Origin of the sequence: Vibrio sp. Vb0304, assembly GCF_033338995.1 — a bacterium.
GTDB lineage: Bacteria > Pseudomonadota > Gammaproteobacteria > Enterobacterales > Vibrionaceae > Vibrio > Vibrio alginolyticus.
In genome coordinates this window covers 15,528-34,076 of sequence record NZ_JAWOTT010000015.1, presented here as the reverse complement: position 1 = coordinate 34,076, position 18,549 = coordinate 15,528, and the positions used below count along the sequence as shown (strand labels likewise).

General features: G+C 46.9%; 17 protein-coding genes. 5 read left to right on the top strand and 12 right to left on the bottom strand.

Annotation, left to right across the window (positions count from 1 at the left end):
- Positions 1–10 precede the first annotated feature (10 nt).
- Positions 11–1,216: a purine nucleoside transporter PunC gene (gene punC / locus R7P35_RS16945; protein WP_136976932.1), complete on the bottom strand. Its 1,206-nt coding sequence runs from the start codon at positions 1,214–1,216 to the stop codon at positions 11–13.
- 152 nt (positions 1,217–1,368) lie between these two features.
- Here punC and punR point away from each other — a divergent pair, with 152 nt between their 5' ends.
- Positions 1,369–2,271, top strand: coding sequence for a DNA-binding transcriptional activator PunR (gene punR, locus R7P35_RS16940; protein WP_005378948.1), 903 nt, complete (start codon positions 1,369–1,371; stop codon positions 2,269–2,271).
- A 55-nt stretch (positions 2,272–2,326) separates the two neighbouring features.
- Here punR and ilvA read toward each other — a convergent pair whose 3' ends face one another.
- The 5 genes from ilvA to ilvG are packed head-to-tail and all read right to left on the bottom strand — an operon-like array spanning position 2,327 to position 8,625.
- The gene (gene ilvA / locus R7P35_RS16935; RefSeq protein WP_017635600.1) at positions 2,327–3,874 is read right to left on the bottom strand and encodes a threonine ammonia-lyase, biosynthetic; all 1,548 of its coding nucleotides are present in this window, start codon (positions 3,872–3,874) and stop codon (positions 2,327–2,329) included.
- 2 nt (positions 3,875–3,876) lie between these two features.
- Complete coding sequence (gene ilvD / locus R7P35_RS16930; protein WP_005383859.1) at positions 3,877–5,718, bottom strand: dihydroxy-acid dehydratase; 1,842 nt, start codon at positions 5,716–5,718, stop codon at positions 3,877–3,879.
- Between the two features lie 13 nt (positions 5,719–5,731).
- The gene (ilvE, locus tag R7P35_RS16925) at positions 5,732–6,670 is read right to left on the bottom strand and encodes a branched-chain-amino-acid transaminase (RefSeq protein ID WP_005378953.1); all 939 of its coding nucleotides are present in this window, start codon (positions 6,668–6,670) and stop codon (positions 5,732–5,734) included.
- Between the two features lie 12 nt (positions 6,671–6,682).
- Entirely contained in the window at positions 6,683–6,967 is a 285-nt protein-coding gene (gene ilvM / locus R7P35_RS16920) for an acetolactate synthase 2 small subunit (protein ID WP_005378958.1), read from the bottom strand.
- A gap of 11 nt (positions 6,968–6,978) precedes the next feature.
- On the bottom strand, positions 6,979–8,625 hold the full coding sequence (gene ilvG / locus R7P35_RS16915) for an acetolactate synthase 2 catalytic subunit (RefSeq protein ID WP_213905060.1): 1,647 nt from the start codon (positions 8,623–8,625) through the stop codon (positions 6,979–6,981).
- Positions 8,626–9,090: 465 nt separating this feature from the next.
- Between ilvG and R7P35_RS16910 the strand changes: the two genes are divergently transcribed.
- The gene (locus R7P35_RS16910) at positions 9,091–10,614 is read left to right on the top strand and encodes a YifB family Mg chelatase-like AAA ATPase (RefSeq protein WP_005383862.1); all 1,524 of its coding nucleotides are present in this window, start codon (positions 9,091–9,093) and stop codon (positions 10,612–10,614) included.
- A gap of 55 nt (positions 10,615–10,669) precedes the next feature.
- Here the strand turns inward: R7P35_RS16910 and R7P35_RS16905 are convergent, their stop codons facing one another.
- Positions 10,670–11,626, bottom strand: coding sequence for a DUF2860 domain-containing protein (locus R7P35_RS16905; RefSeq protein ID WP_104975718.1), 957 nt, complete (start codon positions 11,624–11,626; stop codon positions 10,670–10,672).
- Positions 11,627–11,775: 149 nt separating this feature from the next.
- On the opposite strand from R7P35_RS16905, the gene R7P35_RS16900 reads away from it, so the two are divergent.
- Positions 11,776–12,654, top strand: coding sequence for an acyltransferase (locus R7P35_RS16900; protein WP_017821568.1), 879 nt, complete (start codon positions 11,776–11,778; stop codon positions 12,652–12,654).
- A gap of 46 nt (positions 12,655–12,700) precedes the next feature.
- Here the strand turns inward: R7P35_RS16900 and R7P35_RS16895 are convergent, their stop codons facing one another.
- The 5 genes from R7P35_RS16895 to R7P35_RS16875 all read right to left on the bottom strand — a co-directional run bounded on the left by R7P35_RS16895 (position 12,701) and on the right by R7P35_RS16875 (position 16,708).
- Positions 12,701–13,303 carry a thiol:disulfide interchange protein DsbA/DsbL gene (locus R7P35_RS16895; RefSeq protein ID WP_005379036.1) on the bottom strand — a complete coding sequence of 201 codons (603 nt, stop codon included), beginning with the start codon at positions 13,301–13,303 and terminating at the stop codon, positions 12,701–12,703.
- A 34-nt stretch (positions 13,304–13,337) separates the two neighbouring features.
- Positions 13,338–14,324, bottom strand: coding sequence for a serine/threonine protein kinase (locus R7P35_RS16890; protein ID WP_005379037.1), 987 nt, complete (start codon positions 14,322–14,324; stop codon positions 13,338–13,340).
- A 53-nt stretch (positions 14,325–14,377) separates the two neighbouring features.
- Positions 14,378–15,799: a cytochrome c oxidase accessory protein CcoG gene (ccoG, locus tag R7P35_RS16885; RefSeq protein WP_017821570.1), complete on the bottom strand. Its 1,422-nt coding sequence runs from the start codon at positions 15,797–15,799 to the stop codon at positions 14,378–14,380.
- Positions 15,800–16,107: 308 nt separating this feature from the next.
- A complete protein-coding gene (locus R7P35_RS16880; RefSeq protein WP_017821571.1) occupies positions 16,108–16,374 on the bottom strand; it encodes a YihD family protein in 267 nt (88 codons plus the stop codon).
- A gap of 166 nt (positions 16,375–16,540) precedes the next feature.
- Complete coding sequence (locus R7P35_RS16875) at positions 16,541–16,708, bottom strand: hypothetical protein (RefSeq protein WP_005379043.1); 168 nt, start codon at positions 16,706–16,708, stop codon at positions 16,541–16,543.
- Positions 16,709–17,004: 296 nt separating this feature from the next.
- Between R7P35_RS16875 and R7P35_RS16870 the strand changes: the two genes are divergently transcribed.
- On the top strand, positions 17,005–17,811 hold the full coding sequence (locus R7P35_RS16870) for a sporulation protein (RefSeq protein ID WP_025768919.1): 807 nt from the start codon (positions 17,005–17,007) through the stop codon (positions 17,809–17,811).
- Between the two features lie 70 nt (positions 17,812–17,881).
- On the top strand, positions 17,882–18,535 hold the full coding sequence (trhA, locus tag R7P35_RS16865) for a PAQR family membrane homeostasis protein TrhA (protein WP_025768918.1): 654 nt from the start codon (positions 17,882–17,884) through the stop codon (positions 18,533–18,535).
- Positions 18,536–18,549: the final 14 nt, after the last annotated feature.

The window sequence follows — 18,549 nt, the reverse complement described above, 5'->3', positions numbered from 1 at the left end:
ATCTGAACGATTAAAGTTCGTCTTCACTCACGACTCGGGCGTTGTCAGGAGTCGTAAAGTGCTTGGATAATTCGCGATTCGACAGAATGTATCCCATCCACAGCCCACCCATACAGATGATGATTGCGATGCCAGTAACCACCTGAGCTTGGCTTGCCATTGCGGCTACCAATGCACTTGAGAAGCTACTTACACAGATTTGCAGGCTGTTTTGCAGACCTGCTGCTGTTGCAGGGCTCTGTTGTGCGCTGGCCAGTGCACGGTTTACCACGATTGGGTACAGTGCGCCGTTAGCAACGGCAATCAAACAGAATGGCGCAAGAATAGGCCAAATCGATGACAGCTCCCACTGTGAAGCAATGAAAATCATTAATGCCGCGACACTAAATAGGCCAATCAGTTGGCGCAGAACCTTTTCATCACCAAATTTTCGAACGCCTACTTTACCTAAGTAGCCACCAGCCATAAACGCGATGGTTTGTGGGATAAAGCTCAAACCAATATCTTTTGCTTCGTAGCCCAGTTGCGCCATGATTTCTGGCATCCCAGTTAGGTAAGCAAAGAATGCAGCTGAAGCCGTCGCAAACATAAACACGTTGCCAAGATATTTTTTAGAACTCAGCAGCGCTTTGATGTCGGCAGACATACTGGTTTGTTTGATTTCTGCTTTCTCGTCTTTTTGTGCCATGGTCGCAAAGACCAAAAAGACACCAACCAGTGTTAGCGTAATAAAGATACTGTGCCAGCCGAAGTTATCTGCCAACACAACCCCTAATTGAGGTGCTAGTGCTGGTGATAGCGCGACGAGTGGCATGATTGTCGCAAAAATTTGTTGGCTACTGCTTGAGTAGCGTTTAATGACCATAGCCTGCCAGATCACGGCTGGTGCACACACACCGATAGCTTGGATAAAGCGCAGTGTGAGTAGTTGCCATACTTGATCACAGAAAGCCAAACCGAATGACGCGATAGTAAATAGCACCAACCCGGCTGCGAGTGTATTACGATGGCCAAATTTATCGGATGCCAATCCCCACATTAGCTGGCCAATCGCCATACCAACGAGGAATACCGTTAAAGAGAGCGCAATTTGCTCAGGGCCTGTTGCAAAGTCGATTTCCATCGCTTTGAATGCTGGCAGATACATATCGGTAGCAACGAAGCCAAGCATCGATAATGCTGCCAGATAAATGAGCTGTAGTTTTGAGATTTTCATGATTCAACCAGTCAAATTATTTAATCATTTTTTAATCAACATCAGTTGGCGCCAACCCTGATTTATTTACCTTATTATTCTATTTTTCGATTTTGAGAAAATAAAACGCTAAAATTGTTGGTTATCAATCAAATTTTTTGAAAGGTTAAATCATGTTCTCTAAAGCGTCTTTGGAAATGCTGGATACGGTTGCCCGTTTAGGCAGTTTCACCGCTGCGGCTGAGGTATTGCATAAAGTCCCCTCAGCCATCAGCTATGGAGTAAGGCAGGTCGAGCAAGATTTAGATGTGGTGCTGTTTCGACGTTTACCAAGGAAAGTCGAGCTAACTCCAGCGGGTGAACTTTTTATGGCCGAGGCGCGCTCTTTGCTGCGTCAAATGGAAGAGGTGAAAGCACAAACGCGGCGAGCGGCTCAAGGATGGAAAAGCACGTTAAAGCTGACCTTAGATAACGTGGTGAAGTTAGAAAAACTCAAACCTTTGGTGGAAGATTTCTATCGCGAGTTTGAATTTGCTGAATTGCAGATCAATATGGAGGTCTTCAATGGTTCTTGGGAAGCCATAGCACAAGGTCGAGCGGACATTGTCGTTGGCGCGACATCTGCGGTTCCCGTTGGGGGAGATTTTGAAGTCAAAGATATGGGCGTATTAGATTGGGCATTTGTAATGTCACCCGCTCATCCTTGCGTTCGACAACAAGTGCTTACTGAAGCGTTTGTGAGTCAATTTCCGGCGATCTGTCTTGATGATACTTCGAACGTGCTGCCAAAACGCCATACTGGCCATTATCCGCAACAGCGCCGATTATTATTGCCCAATTGGTATAGTGCGATTGAATGTTTAAAAAATGGGGTGGGCGTGGGTTACATGCCACGTCATATTGCAACACCCTTAATCAATGATGGTGTGCTGGTGGAGAAGGTCATGCCGGATGATAAACCGCTCAGTCACTGCTGCTTAGTATGGCGCAAAGATGATAATCATAAATTGATCCAGTGGATGGTGGACTATCTTGGGTCGCCTAATCAGCTACATAAAGATTGGTTACAGTCATAAAAAAACACCTCGCATTAGCGAGGTGTTTTCATTGATATGTTTGAAATGTGGCGTTTTATGACAAGAAAAACTTATACGATGGGTTGTCTGTCTCGTCTTTGCATTGATAGCCAAGTTCACGTAAATGTGCAGAAAACTGAGCTAAATCGCTTTCATCTAACTCGAAACCACATAAAACACGTCCGTAGTCAGCGCCGTGGTTACGGTAGTTGAACAAACTGATATTCCAGTGTGTGCCGAGTGTGCTTAAGAACTTAAGTAGCGCCCCAGGATACTCTGGGAATTCAAAGCTGTAGAGGCGCTCTTTAAGCGGCTTAGACGGCTTACCACCAATCATGTAGCGCACGTGCAGCTTCGCCATTTCATCATCAGACAAATCAACCACTGGGTAGCCACCATCACGTAAGTCGTGAATGATATGTTCTAGCTCTTCCTGACCGCCTTGCAAACGCACACCGACAAAGATATTTGCCAATGCGTCATCGTTGTAGCGGTAGTTAAACTCCGTTACGGCGCGGCCGCCAATGAGGTTACAGAACTCAAAGAAGGCACCTTGACGCTCAGGAATGGTGACGGCAAGCAAACCTTCACGTTTCTCACCAAGCTCGCAACGCTCAGAAACATAACGTAAGCCATGGAAGTTAGTGTTGGCACCAGACAGCACAGTACCTAAATTCTTACCTTGCAGTTTGTTTTGCTCAGCAAACTTCTTCAAACCCGCCAGAGCAAGCGCGCCAGAAGGCTCTGCAATCGCACGGGTGTCTTCAAAGATGTCTTTTACTGCTGCGCAGATTTCATCGCTAGAGACGGCAATATGGCCATCAATGTACTTTTGGCATAGACGGAAAGTCTCTTCGCCAATGCGTTTTACAGCGACGCCATCGGCAAACATGCTGACTTGGTCTAGTACTACTGGCTCACCAGCATCCAAAGCAGCTTTGAGGCATGACGAATCTTCTGGCTCAACTGCAATCACTTTGATTTCTGGCATGAGCTGCTTCACAAGTACCGCAACACCGGCAGCCAAACCGCCACCACCGACAGGGACGAAGATGTAATCAAGGTGACCATTTTGCTGCAGCATTTCCATGCCTATGGTGCCTTGACCTGCAATCACCAGTGGGTGATCGAAAGGAGGGACAAATGTGTACCCATGCAGATCAGAAAGGCGTTCCGCTTCCGCTTTTGCCTCATCAAAGTTGCTGCCGTGCAGCACTACATTGCCACCGAAGCCACGTACCGCATCGACTTTGATGTCTGGTGTGGTTTTGGGCATCACGATGGTGGTCTTGATGCCTAGCTTAGTACCAGAGAGCGCCATGCCTTGAGCGTGGTTACCTGCCGATGCTGCAATGACACCAGCGGCTTTTTGTGCTTCAGATAAACTCGCCACCATGTTGTATGCACCGCGCAATTTGAACGAGTGTACGGGTTGGCGATCTTCACGCTTGATCTGCACGTTATTCCCGATACGTGCAGATAAACGAGGCATTTCTTGCAGTGGCGTCACTGTTGCTACTTCATAAACAGGTGCGCGAAGGATTTGGCGCAGATAATCTGCGCCAGTTTGGTTCACTTGTTTTTCGGGTTGAGCTTCCATCATTGCTAGCCCTCTAGCTTCGACTTGTCTCGTACTGCACCCTTGTCAGCACTGGTTGCCATACTCGCGTACGCTTTGAGTGCAAATGAAACTTCACGTTGGCGGTCAACTGGTTTCCAGCCTAGTTCGTCTTGTTTTGCACGGCGCTCAGCAAGTTCTTGTTCAGACACTTGGAGTGAAATTGAACGGTTTGGAATATCAATTGCGATCATATCACCTTCTTTTACCAGACCAATTGCACCGCCGTTTGCTGCTTCAGGAGAGGCGTGGCCGATAGAAAGACCTGATGTGCCGCCAGAGAAACGGCCGTCAGTCAGAAGTGCACACTCTTTGCCAAGGCCCATCGATTTTAGATAAGTGGTTGGGTAAAGCATTTCTTGCATGCCCGGACCACCTTTAGGGCCTTCGTAACGGATAACAACCACGTCGCCTGCTTTTACTTTGCCACCCAAGATGCCTTCTACGGCGTCTTCTTGGCTTTCGAAAACTACGGCTGGGCCAGTGAATTTATGAATGCTCTCATCCACACCAGCAGTCTTAACGATACAACCATCTAATGCGATGTTGCCTGATAGAACGGCTAGACCACCTTCTTGGCTAAAGGCATGATCGATAGTACGAATACAACCTTCCGCACGGTCGTCATCAAGGCGATCCCAGCGGCAATCTTGTGAGAACGCTTGAGTAGTACGAATACCCGCGGGACCTGCGCGGTAGAACTTAAGTACTTCTTCGTCTTCAGTTTGGATGATGTCGTATTTCGCCAGCTGCTCTTTCATCGAAAGGCCAAGCACGGTGCGCGCATCATTGTGTAGAAGACCTGCACGATCTAACTCACCAAGAATTGCCATGACGCCACCAGCGCGGTGTACGTCTTCCATGTGATATTTCTGGGTAGATGGTGCCACTTTACATAGGTGTGGTACTTGGCGTGATAGGCGATCGATATCTTCCATATCGAAATCCACTTCACCTTCTTGCGCTGCAGCCAACAGGTGCAAAATGGTGTTGGTTGAGCCACCCATTGCAATATCCAGTGCCATCGCATTTTCGAACGCATCAAACGTAGCGATGTTGCGTGGCAGTGCTGATTCGTCATCTTGCTCGTAGTAACGACGAGTCAGTTCAACGATGCGACGACCTGCATTAAGGAACAGCTGTTCACGGTCTGCGTGCGTTGCCAGCATAGAACCGTTACCTGGTTGAGAAAGACCCAGTGCTTCCGTTAGACAGTTCATTGAGTTTGCAGTGAACATGCCTGAACACGATCCACACGTTGGACATGCGCTGCGTTCGATCTGCTCGCTTTGCTCATCAGACACTTTTGGATCCGCGCCTTGGATCATCGCATCTACAAGGTCTAGTTTGATGATCTGATCAGAAAGCTTGGTTTTACCCGCTTCCATTGGACCACCAGAAACAAAGATAACAGGGATGTTAAGACGCATAGATGCCATCAACATTCCTGGAGTGATTTTGTCACAGTTAGAGATACATACCATGGCATCGGCACAGTGCGCGTTGACCATGTATTCTACTGAGTCTGCGATCAGTTCGCGTGAAGGCAGTGAGTACAGCATGCCGCCGTGACCCATTGCGATACCATCATCAACCGCGATGGTGTTGAATTCTTTCGCAATACCGCCAGCTTTTTCGATTTCGCGTGCTACAAGCTGACCCATGTCTTTCAGGTGTACGTGACCCGGAACAAATTGAGTAAACGAGTTTACAACGGCGATGATTGGTTTACCGAAGTCTTCTTCTTTCACACCCGTTGCACGCCACAGTGCTCGTGCACCCGCCATGTTACGACCATGTGTGGTGGTAGCTGATCTATATTTTGGCATTTCCTAATCCTTCTTACTTCTGTTCTGGGTACACATAGTCTAACCAGCCCCACTTATCTTCCGTGGTGCCGTCAAATAGGCCAAAGTAGGCTGCTTGTAGTTCTTTAGTGATAGGGCCGCGCTTACCAGTGCCCACTTCAATCTTGTCGATGGTTGCCACTGGTACAATCTCAGCCGCAGTACCTGTCATGAAGACTTCATCGGCAAGGTAAAGGGCTTCACGAGCAATGTTCGCTTCACGGACTTCGTAGCCTTTATCGCGTGCAATTGTCATGATCGAGTCACGAGTGATGCCCGGTAGAATCGCGCTAGTTGCTGGTGGTGTGGTGATTACGCCATCTTTGATAACGAAGATGTTTTCACCAGCCCCTTCCGATAGGTAACCATCTACGCTTAGCGCAATACCTTCGTCGTAACCGTGACGACGCGCTTCACCACCAACCAGTAGTGAAGATAGGTAGTTACCGCCTGCTTTAGCCGCAGTTGGGATGGTGTTTGGCGCAGCGCGATTCCAGCTTGAAATCATCGCATCGACACCTTTTTCTAGCGCTTCTTCGCCTAAGTAAGAGCCCCAAGGAAATGCTGCAATGATTAGATCCATCTCAGTGCCAACTGGTGGACATACGCCTAAGCCAACATTACCGACAAAACCCAATGGACGAATGTAAGCGCTATCGAGTTTGTTTTGGCGCAGTGTTTCGCGGGTCGCTTCCATGATTTCTTCTACAGAGAAAGGGATCGGAAAGCGGTAAATCTTGGCAGAATCTTTTAGACGTTGTGCATGCTCACGGTGACGGAAGACAATTGGGCCTTTTGGTGTGTTGTAACAGCGCACGCCTTCAAACACGGATGTACCATAGTGCATTGCGTGAGTCAGAACGTGAACGTTCGCCTCTGCCCATGGAACCATCTCACCATTAAACCAAATGAAATCTGCAGTTTTCGTTGCCATTTGTTGCCTTCCTTATGCACTTACGTGTTGTTGTAAGTTGTGATTTGGCAGTTCATCGTTGCGGATTTTTAGCACCTCAACCTTACGAACGTCCCACAACTTCTCTATTTGATTGATCAAAAACGAGATTGGTCGATCGCTGTCGACGATGATCTCGACGCTGGCTACTTTGCTTTCGTGGTTTTGCGTAGCAGCGACTTGTTTGATCACGAAGCCTCGGTGACGAATCACACGTAGAACGCGCTCCAACAGTACCGGTTTGTCATCGGCTTTGATGTCGAGTAAATATCTGTCCATGCGATTGTCTCCTATGTATTTTCCAACATATCACTGTTTGATGCGCCAGGTGGCACCAATGGCCACACGTTTTCTTCTTCATCAATCAAAACGTGAAGCATGTAAGAAGTTTCACTCGCTAGCATCTCTTTGAGAGCAGGTTCGACTTCTTCTTTCTTGGTGATGGTTTTGCCCGGGATATCGAACGCTTTTGCTAACATCACGAAATCTGGGTTGTCATCAAGAATGGTTTCACTGTGGCGACCGTCAAAGAATAATGACTGCCATTGGCGAACCATGCCAAGACGTTGGTTATTAAGAAGGACAATCTTCACTGGAATCTGACGACGCTTCAGCGTGCCCAATTCCTGAACGTTCATCATAAATGAACCGTCACCTGTAATAAGGATAGACTGATCATCAGGACGTGCGACTGCAGCACCCATCGCCGCTGGCAAGCCAAAGCCCATGGTGCCAAGGCCAGCAGAAGTGATAAAATTTTGTGGTTCGCGTGGCTGGATATGTTGCGCTGCCCACATCTGGTGCTGACCGACGTCGGTCGAGACAATTGAGCTATCTGGCATCATGTCAGACAGTTGTTTAAGCAATAGCGGTGCGTAGATTAACTCGCCTGGGTGGTCGTAACGCCACTTAAAGCCGCTGCGCAGACTTTCACTGTGATGAACCCACGGTGAGATATCTTGAGTCAGCTCTAGCTGAGGAAGAATGGTGTTGATGTCGCCACGTAATGGTGCGTTGGCGTGGCGCAGTTTATGAATCTCCGCAGCATCAATGTCGATGTGAATCACTTTCGCATTTGGTGCAAACGTGTCGAGCTTACCCGTCACACGGTCATCAAAACGCGCGCCAACCACGATCAATAGATCAGCTTCTTGAACCACTAGATTGGCGGCTTTGGTGCCGTGCATACCCAACATACCAAGATAGTGAGGATCATGGCGTTCAATGGTACCGAGGCCTTTTAATGTGCTAACTGCAGGCATTGGGTTTAAGCGAAGAAATTCGCGTACTGCATCGGTTGCTTTCGCAAGTTGCACGCCACCACCAACATACAACACTGGGCGAGTAGATGCTTCCAGCACATCTTGCGCACGTTTGATATCTTCAGCGCTGACATCTTCGATTGCTGGTGCTATGTATGGAGGAAGAAGGTCTGTAGGTGCTTGAGCGAGTTGAACGTCTTTGGCGATATCGACAATGACTGGACCCGGACGACCGGTTTTTGCGACCTCAAAGGCTTCGGCAAGTGTCGGAGCTAGATCTTCAATTTCGGTCACGAGATAGCTGTGCTTAGTACAGGCTAGGGACATTCCGATCACATCCATTTCTTGGAATGCATCGGTACCGATATGAGAGCTAGCAACCTGGCCTGTGATGGCAACTAGAGGTACGGAGTCAAGGAAAGCGTCGGCAAGGCCGGTAACAAGGTTAGTGGCTCCTGGGCCGGAAGTTGCCATGCACACAGCAACGTCTTGAGTGGAACGAGCCATCCCGATAGCAGCCATAGCGGCCCCTTGCTCGTGACGGCATAGGATGTGTTCCACCCCACCGTCATACAAAGCATCATAGATTGGCATGATGGCCCCGCCGGGGTAGCCAAAAACGGTTTCGATGCCTTGCTGTCTTAAAGCGGCTACGACAAGTTGTGCACCAGTCATCGTAAACCTCCTTTGCTACGTTGTGGCTCGTAGCGATTGCCATATTTATTGCACTTCATGTGCACTCCCATTCTTCCCGTTAAACTGTCCGAGGGTTAGACAGATGACAACTTGTAGTTGTAAAAAAACCCCCGGACTTTTCAGTGCGGGGGTTTTTTGTAATTTGTGGTTACCTTTCGCCCACAATACCCCGCGCGGTGCCAATAATGACCACGATAATCAGGGCTAGCAGTGCGTTGATATGAGCGAAAAGGTTCATCTGTCTGTCGTTCTTTTTTCGTTAAAAAATGTTGTGTAATGTTCTACGAAATTGTTTGCGTCATTAGTGGTATCACACAATTCCGCTGCATGACAAGCAAAAAGTCATTCTTTTTTCACATTAACTCTCAATTGGGACGCGGTATATAACATAACCAACTAGATAAAACATTTGTTTACAGAGTGTTCAAAAAAATTGAGGAACGTATGGGGCTGGCAATCATTCATAGTCGAGCAAGCGTCGGGGTGCAAGCGCCATCGGTTAGTGTAGAAGTTCATATCAGCAACGGCATGCCAGGGTTTACCTTAGTAGGCTTGCCAGAGACAACGGTAAAAGAGTCCAAAGATCGCGTACGCAGTGCGATCATTAATTCTAACTTTCAATTTCCTGCTAAGCGGATCACCGTGAACTTGGCTCCGGCAGATCTACCCAAGGAGGGAGGGCGTTTTGATCTTCCTATTGCATTGGGAATTTTGGCCGCTTCGGAGCAAATCGCGACAGATAAGCTCAAAAACTACGAATTTGTTGGTGAGTTAGCGTTATCTGGTGGTCTGAGACCTGTAAAAGGTGTGCTGCCTGCTGCGCTGGAAGCCAGTAAGATTCAACGTCATTTGGTCGTCCCACATGTGAATGGCGATCAGGCGGCGCTGGTGGGGAAGGAACAACATAAATCGGCCCAATCATTACTGGAAGTATGTGCCGAGCTTTGTGGTCAACATCGACTGAATCTTTTTCAAACGCCTAAGCGAAAAACGATCGAAAAACATGGTCGAGACTTACAAGATATTATTGGCCAACAACAAGGTAAGCGAGCACTGGAGATTGCTGCCGCTGGAAACCACAACTTACTTTTCCTTGGCCCGCCAGGTACTGGAAAAACGATGTTGGCTTCGCGTTTGTGTGACTTATTACCGGAAATGAGTGACGAAGAAGCAATGGAAACCGCTTCGGTGGCATCGTTGACTCAGAGTGAAATTAATGAGCATAACTGGAAGTCGCGTCCGTTTCGTTCTCCGCATCATTCAAGTTCAATGGCGGCATTAGTCGGCGGTGGTTCGGTACCCAGACCAGGGGAGATCTCTTTAGCCCACAACGGGTTATTGTTTCTCGATGAAATGCCCGAATTTGATCGTAAAGTTCTGGACTCGTTACGCGAACCGCTCGAATCTGGCGAGATCATTATCTCTCGAGCGCAAGGTAAAACACGCTTTCCGGCTCGTTTCCAATTAGTCGGAGCCTTGAACCCAAGCCCGACAGGATATTACGAAGGCAATCAAGCGCGCACCAATCCACAAGCTATTTTGCGCTACCTTGGTCGATTATCTGGACCACTGTTAGATCGCTTTGATATGTCTTTAGAAATCCCAGCTTTGCCCAAAGGGACATTAGCAGAAGGTGGTGATCGCGGTGAGCCGACTGCTATCGTAAAAGCGCGTGTGAGCCATGCGCGTAACAATATGCTAAACCGCAGTGGTAAGGTCAATGCACTGCTAGGTAGTCGAGAAATTGAGGCGTTTTGTCCCTTGCATAAGAGTGATGCTGAGTTTCTTGAAACCGCTTTGCATCGTTTAGGGCTCTCGATTCGTGCATATCATCGTATTATCAAAGTGGCGCGAACAATCGCCGATCTGGATGGGGCGGAGCAAATTGAACGAACGCACTTGGCCGAGGCGCTTGGGTATCGAGCGATGGACCGTTTGCTGAAACAGCTTACGGCGCAAGCGGTATAGACAGCAAAGTGTCATCGCAACAAGTGTTGTAAGCACCTTGTTGCGATGAAGGACGTTAGAAGGTGTAGTTGAGACCAAGCGACAATAGGTACTCTTTCTCCTCATAAAACGTGATATTCGAGTCAGTTTGGCTATAGCCGGCTAAAGAAATGAACGACCAGTCTTGCCAGTCAAATACGTTTTGATATTCGTAGGCCGCAAATAGGCTGATGGTGTCGTCATTTCGTGTTTTAGCAAAAGTTTGGCTAGCTGCTTGATAGTCTTTCCATGCATAACCCGCGGTGAGGGCCAATCGATGACGGTTGATAAATTTAAACCAGCTAATGTCAAATCCGTACGAATCAAATGACTCCGCCTTACCGTCGGCATCTTGATTGATGTAGGTGAAAGCGGGTTGCAACATAGATGTTTGGTTGAGTGGAATGCGATAGTCGCCTTTGACATAGTAAAGGTTAGCATCGCGAGCAAGTGAGCGGTCTGTCACTGCCTCCTGCTCGATGTCTTTATCAGCATAAGCAAGATCAAGGTTGAAGTTCTTATCAATCAACCCTTTGATCTGAAAGCGATACGCATTGCCGTCAACATCCGTCTCTTTACGTGCGGTTCCTACTTGATAAGGGTTGCGCCAAGTTTCGCCTTTGAGTACCGTCGGCAGATAGGAAACATCGAGCACGGTGCCAGATTGTAGCTCGTGTTGATAGCCCAACTGAAAAGCGAGTGTACCTACCGCGACATCTGAGCGTGTGGTACCGGCGTAAACTTGGTGGTTGAGTCGGCTACCAAAGGTGTATGTCACACTCCCTAGCGGTGCAGCGATAACGGAACTGTCACTATCGGCACGCTTATCGAGAGAATCGATGGTGTTACTATTTTCTGTATTGAAATTGGATTCTGATGATATGAATCCGGCATTCAGCGAAATTTCACCGCCAAAACCTGCGGTTTCAGCGAGTTGAGCCTGAGCAGAACTGACGACAAAGGCCAAAGGCAAGAGAAGTAGCCTTGGTTTCATTCGTTATCTCCTTGTTGTCGAATGAGTGGTGCACATATTGGTTGCGGTAACAAATCTGACCATTTCCACGCATGTTCCAATGTGGCAAAGGCGCAGTATAATTACACGCTGTTTTATTCTTCACACATTATCACTGTTGTTTGACTATCATGTTGGCATATTTGTTATTTTTTTTTAACGCTTCTTTTGTGATTCTCAATTCTGCGGTTTGTTCACTCGCAATTTGTGTTATCGCTGTATTTAAAATATTGCTTCCTGGCGTAAAGCTAAAAGCGATAGCGACCGTTTGTGCCAATAAGGTGATGTGGTTATGGGCTACCGTTAATGCGTGCATTCTGGCGGTATCTAACCGTGTTGAGTGGGATGTTCAGGGCGGTGAAGCGCTTAAAAAAGACGGGTGGTATCTGCTGATCAGTAATCATCTCAGTTGGACAGATATTGTTGTGCTTTGCTGCGTGTTTAAAGACCGTATTCCCATGCCGAAGTTTTTCCTCAAGCAACAACTGCTGTATGTGCCTTTCATCGGGATGGCGTGTTGGGCGCTCGACATGCCATTTATGCGTCGCTATTCGCGAGAGTATCTGATCCGCAATCCTCATAAGCGAGGTCAAGATTTAGAAACGACACGTCGCTCGTGCGCTAAATTCAAACACACTCCAACCACAGTGGTTAACTATGTCGAAGGAACCCGATTTACCGAAGAAAAGCAGCGTAAGAGTAAAGCAAACTATCAATATTTGCTGCAACCAAAATCGGGCGGGATTGCGTACACGTTAGCGGCGATGGGGGAACAGTTCGAGAGCATTATCGACGTTACGTTGGCGTACCCAGAAAATACGCATAAACCGTTCAAGGATTTATTGATGGGCCGCATGAGCAAGGTGGTTGTGCGTGTAAATGTGTTACCCGTTGATGAAAGAGTGCTTGGTGATTACTTCAACGATAAGCCCTATAAGCGGCAATTTCAACAATGGCTGAGTGATGTGTGGCAAGAAAAAGATCGGTTACTACAAGAGATTTACAAGTAAACAAAAGGGGAGCGACGTGCTCCCCTTTTGATTGATATCGATGTGCTTATTTTAGTGTCAGCAAGTAGTTCACCAGAGAGAAGTACTCATCCATCGTTTTGATGCTTTGTGCTTGAACTAGGTATTTGTTGTTAACGATAACCGCAGGAACGCCGGTTAGACCGCTGTTTTCAAATTGCTTGTCCATACGGCGAACCATTGAATCAACCGCGAAGCCTTTGAATGCAGAATCGAATTTTTTCGCATCTACACCTTCATCAAGGAAGATTTGACGAAGTTCTTCATCATTACGTGGTGCTTTCTTTAGATTGTGGATGCGGTTAAACATCACTGGCACCATTTTGTCTTCCACTTTTAATGCAACCATCGTTGCGTAGGCTTTGCTCATTGATGGGCCCATGTTGCCACCCATGAAAGAAACGTGGTTTTTTAATAGCTTAGTACCTTCTGGTAACTGCTTTTTCAGTTGCTGGATAACCGGTTCAAAGCTATTACAGTGCGGGCAGTAGAAAGAGAAAAACTCCGTCACAAGAGGTTTTTTTGATGCCTCAAGATCCAATACTTTGTAATGTTCACCTTCTTTGAATTGCGCTGCATGTGCCGACAGGCTTAACATCAGCATAGAAAACAGTGCGAACAGTTTTTTCATCGAAATATCTCCATTTTTGAATTTTTGGCCTGACTTACCACTGAGGCATTAAAGACAGCGGTGCTTCTTCTAAAGCGGCGATCTGCTCTTTAAATGCAAGGACCTGACCTTCCCAGTATTTTGGCTCATTAAACCATGGAAAAGCGAGAGGAAATGCAGGGTCATGCCAACGTTTTGCTAGCCATGCCATATAGTGCACCATTCGTAGACCGCGAAGTGGCTCGATTAGTTTCAATTCTGCAGGATTAAAGTCGCAAAACTCTTGGTAAGCCTCTAAAACAATATCCAACTGCATCAGTTTGTCTTGGCGTTCACCGTTCAATAGCATCCATAAGTCTTGTACTGCAGGGCCGTTACGAGCGTCATCCAAATCAACAAACATAGGGCCATCTCGCCACAAAATATTGCCTGGGTGGCAATCGCCATGCAAACGAATCATATTGAAGCCTTCTTGCCAGTGGCTTTCAATTGATTTGATCAGCATATCCAAGTCATTGAAGAAGCTGTTCTCCAAGTGCATTGGAATCATATTGGCGTTTTGCAGAATCTCTCTTGGTTGATACAGGTATTCTTGTAAGCCGATCGTAGGGCGATGTTGGAAGGCTTGGCGGCTGCCGACTTTATGGATGCGGCCAAGGAAACGCCCTACACCTTCGAGCTGATCTAAATTGTCAACCTCGTATTGGCGACCACCCACGCTATCAAACAGCGCAAAAGCATAGCCTTGATAGTGATGCAGGGTTTCACCGTTGATGCGCACAGGTGGTGCGACGGGGATCTCATTGCCAATCAGCTCTAAAGTAAAGTCGTGTTCCTCTTGGATCTGTTCATTGCTCCAACGTTCAGGACGGTAAAACTTGACGACATAACGACGACGCTCTTCGTCAGTGAATTGATAAACACGGTTTTCGTAGCTATTGAGGGGAAGAAAGCCTGATTCTGCGCGAACGCCGATGCTTTCTAACGCGTACCACATAAAGTCTGGGGTAAGGGCGTCAAAGTTAAACATACTTTGGGACATATAAACAAAAAGGCTCATTACTGAGCCTTTTTCCGTTAGTCACTGAAGTAGCGCTATAGTTTTTTAATAAAACGGCTTTCTACTTCAATAGTGAATTCGTTGCTCTTATCGGTGAGTATAAACTGAATTGTCGTAATCGCAGAGTTTAGCTTGTCAGGATCGGCACCAAGACTCATTGGCAGGTTCAATACCTCACCTGGCTGGACCTGAATTGTCTGCTTACCATACCAGCTTACATCGGATAGCCCTTCAACATCCAACGAGTACTCTTGCACTTGCTGAGTTTTGTTGATCACCTTGAGGGTGTAGGTGTTTTCTACTTCTCCCGAGCCATTAACGCGGAACAGTTGGTTACGGTCGCGAATAACACTCATGCCGGCTGGGTCTACCGCTGCAATTTGGGCAAAGAAAAGACCGACCATGACGAGTAGTACGGCACCATAGCCTAACAGCTTCGGACGCATGACTTTGGTACTCTTACCCGATAAGCGATGCTCGGTGGTGTAACTAATTAAGCCTTTCTCGTAGCCCATGCGATCCATGGTGTTATCACACGCATCAATACAGGCGCCACAGTTGATACATTCATACTGCAAGCCGTCACGAATATCGATACCTGTTGGGCACACCTGCACACACAAATCACAATCAATACAATCACCCAAACCAAGTTGCTTTGGATCGGCTTTACGCGGACGTGGGCCACGTTTTTCCCCACGTTTTGCATCGTAGCCAACGATGAAGGTGTCTTTATCAAACATGGCAGACTGGAAGCGCGCGTAAGGACACATGTGAATACACATGATGGAACGCATCCAACCAGCATTACCATAGGTACAAATGGCAAAGAACATTACCCAAAAGACGGGCCAGAAGTTGGCGTTAAAGGTGAAAAAGTCGATAACCAATTGCTTCATTGGCACGAAGTAGCCAACAAAAGTAAAACCAGTGGCGAGTGCAATGGCAAACCAAGCTATATGTTTGACGGTTTTACGCATCGCTAAATTCGCCGTCAGCTTATTGGAGTCTTGTTTACGGCGTTTATTGGCACTACCTTCGAGCTTCTCTTCAAACCAGATATACATGAAGGTCCAGACGGTTTGTGGGCAGAGGTAGCCACACCAAACTCGACCTAAGAAGGTGGTAATAAAGAACAACCCAAACGCCGCGATCACAAACAGCAAGGCGAGTAGGGTAAGATCTTGTGGGTACAACGTGGTACCGAAAAAGTTGAACTGCTGGTTGCCAATATCAAGCAAGATCGCTTGACGTTCACCGTAAGGGATCCACGGTATCAAAGCGAAGAGAAGCAGTAAAAACCAACCACCGTAACGACGCAGTTTCTGGTAAGTCCCTTTGCTTTCGCGTACATAGATGCGATTACTTGGGTTGAACCGATCCCCGTTTCCTTTATGGGTTTTGGGATTATAGGTTTTAGGAGTCACATCTTTGATATCGATCTTGTCCTGACTCATGCACTCATCCTTCTTAGGCTTTTATAATGTACGGCGTCATTTCTATTGATGTCGCTCGATGACATTGCTGCTCGTTCCGTCATAAAGATGACCGAACATAATTATTTTAGTAAATACTGATGAACGGCGATTATACAATCAATAACAATTCCGTTTCTTTAACGCAGTCAATGTTTAACAACAAAAATCAGTACAGTTAACCTGATAATTGGCTGAACAGTTATAACCAATTGTGGGACTAAAAACTTTGGTTATAAAAAAGCGACTCACAGAGAGAGTCGCTTAAAGAATACTGGCTGTTGAGCTGGTTATTTGATGATGCCACGAGCGCGTAGGATCGCCGTTTTAAAATCGTCCTCTTGGTCTTTTTTGAGTCCAGGGATCATTTCATCTTTGCTGCTATTACGCATTTTAAGGTGGTAGATCAGTACATCGTCGGTCAGATCTTCTAGCTTTCCTTCATAGCCTGCTTCTTTTGCTAGCTTAACGATGAACTGCAATAGATTCAGCTCTTGATCTTTATGCCATTCAGGCTCTAGTAGCTCAAGCAGCTCTTCAATGCGATGACACTTCATTTCTTTCTCCACAGAATTTATAGGTGTAATTAGCAGTAAAGGTACCAAATTGCTTTGCGAAGACCAAATAGGAAAAACTATCTCTTTCACTGTAGTTCGTTCTAAGTCTTTGAAGCTTTATGAGTCGCGTGCAAAGAAAAAAGCGCAGCTGGCGCCGCGCTTTTGATTAAGCTGCTTTGATAACTTTGGCCGGAACACTCGACATCATTGCTGTCTTCTCAACCAATGTCATTGCTGGCGCAACTTGCTTTGCCTTTGGTGCAGTAGTAAAGCCACTGCGGCGGCGCATTGCACTAGTATTAGTGTGTGCGAACCTGACTGTTGTTGGGCGCATTAATTTACCTAACTGTCAGGCATATCCATTGCCGATGTAATGGCCTGAATCATTATGAGCTAGGCTCCAACAAGATTGAAGAATCACTCTTCTGGCTCTCGCCAATCCAGTTAATGAGTCAGGAATACCGATATGCATGCATATCAAGTGTAAGATTAGCATCCTTGTAATAATTGGTCGATAGTTGAGCAATTGAATTGTTTAGATTTTGTCATTTTGTCGCGATGTTCGAGGCAATTTTTGTTTGATCCCACGATCAGCAGTAGTAGTATGAGATCTCGATGAAGGAGGTGCCTATGTCATTTTTGAAGAAGACACTTGCCAGTTTTGGGATTGGGAGCGCGAAGGTCGACTCAATCTTAAACCAAGACGTGCTATACCCAGGTCAAAGTGTGGATGTGTCGATCCATGTATATGGTGGTGCGACTGAACAAGCGATCGACAACATTGATTTAAAACTCTGTTGCCGCTACATCGCAGAAGCCCCTGATGACCGTGGTGCGCGAGAAGGACACAGCATGCGCCGAGTACCTCAAACTCATGTGCTTGCTAAGTGGAGTCTCCCTTACGCATTTACCATCCATTCCGGCGAAGAGCGTACCTTCGATGTTAAGCTCGATGTGCCTTGGAACACGCCTATCACCATTGGTGATGCCAAAGTATGGTTAGAAACTGGCTTAGACGTTGCCGCTGCTTTGGATCCGACTGATAAAGACATCCTCACCGTTCGACCTGATCCACTGATGGATGCGGTACTATCTGCATTTGAAGCGCAAGGTTTACGAATTCGCCAGGTGGAATGCGAGGAAGTGAAAGGATTCGATCTACCATTTGTGCAAGAGTTTGAACTGGTGCCAACCGACGGACCTTACCACGGCGTGTGGCGCGAATTAGAATTTGTTGCCCACCGCAGTGAGCAAGAGCTCAAGTTGTGGTTTGAAGTTGACCGCACACGCAAGGGGCAAGGTGGCATGCTCGCGAGCTTACTGAGTAGTGGCAAACTCAAGCGAGAGCTGACCATTCCTGCCACGACTAAGCCAGATCAAGTTGGCGAACTGGTACTCAATTATCTCGATCAAACTACTGCCGTTCATGAGTCTTAATTTAAGCTTACACGTGTAAGCCTAATGTGCCATACTAGAGCAAATTTCAAACTCTAGTATAGGCGCATTGATGTCCGAGCTGCAGAAACCTCAATACAGTCAACGTGAAGAACTGGCCAATACCATCACCCACGGTATAGGGATGATTTTTGGTATTGTTGGCTTGATACTGCTGTTAGTTAAAGCCATAGACCATCAAGCTGACACTTTAACGCTTACCAGTATGGCGATTTATGGTGCGAGTATTATCGTGCTATTTTTGGCCTCGACGCTCTATCATGCGATCCCTCATCCCAAAGCGAAACGTTGGCTAAAAACCTTCGACCACTGTGCTATTTATCTTTTGATAGCAGGCAGCTATACCCCTTTCTTGTTAGTCAGCTTAAGAACACCTCTAGCATTTGGGTTGATGATCGTTATTTGGAGCATTGCGTTGATCGGCATCATCATGAAAGTTGCGTTCGTCTATCGATTTAAAAAGCTTTCTTTGATGACGTATTTGGTGATGGGATGGTTATCGTTGATTGTGATTTATCAGTTGGCGATTAACTTGGATGTCGGCGGACTTACACTGCTTGCTGCTGGTGGAGTTGTGTATTCACTGGGTGTGATTTTCTACGTTGCGAAGCGCATTCCCTTTAACCATGCGATTTGGCACGGCTTTGTTTTGGCTGGCTGCGTGTGCCATTTCTTTGCTATTTATTACTTTGTTGAGCCTATCTAGCCGATAGGCTCAAC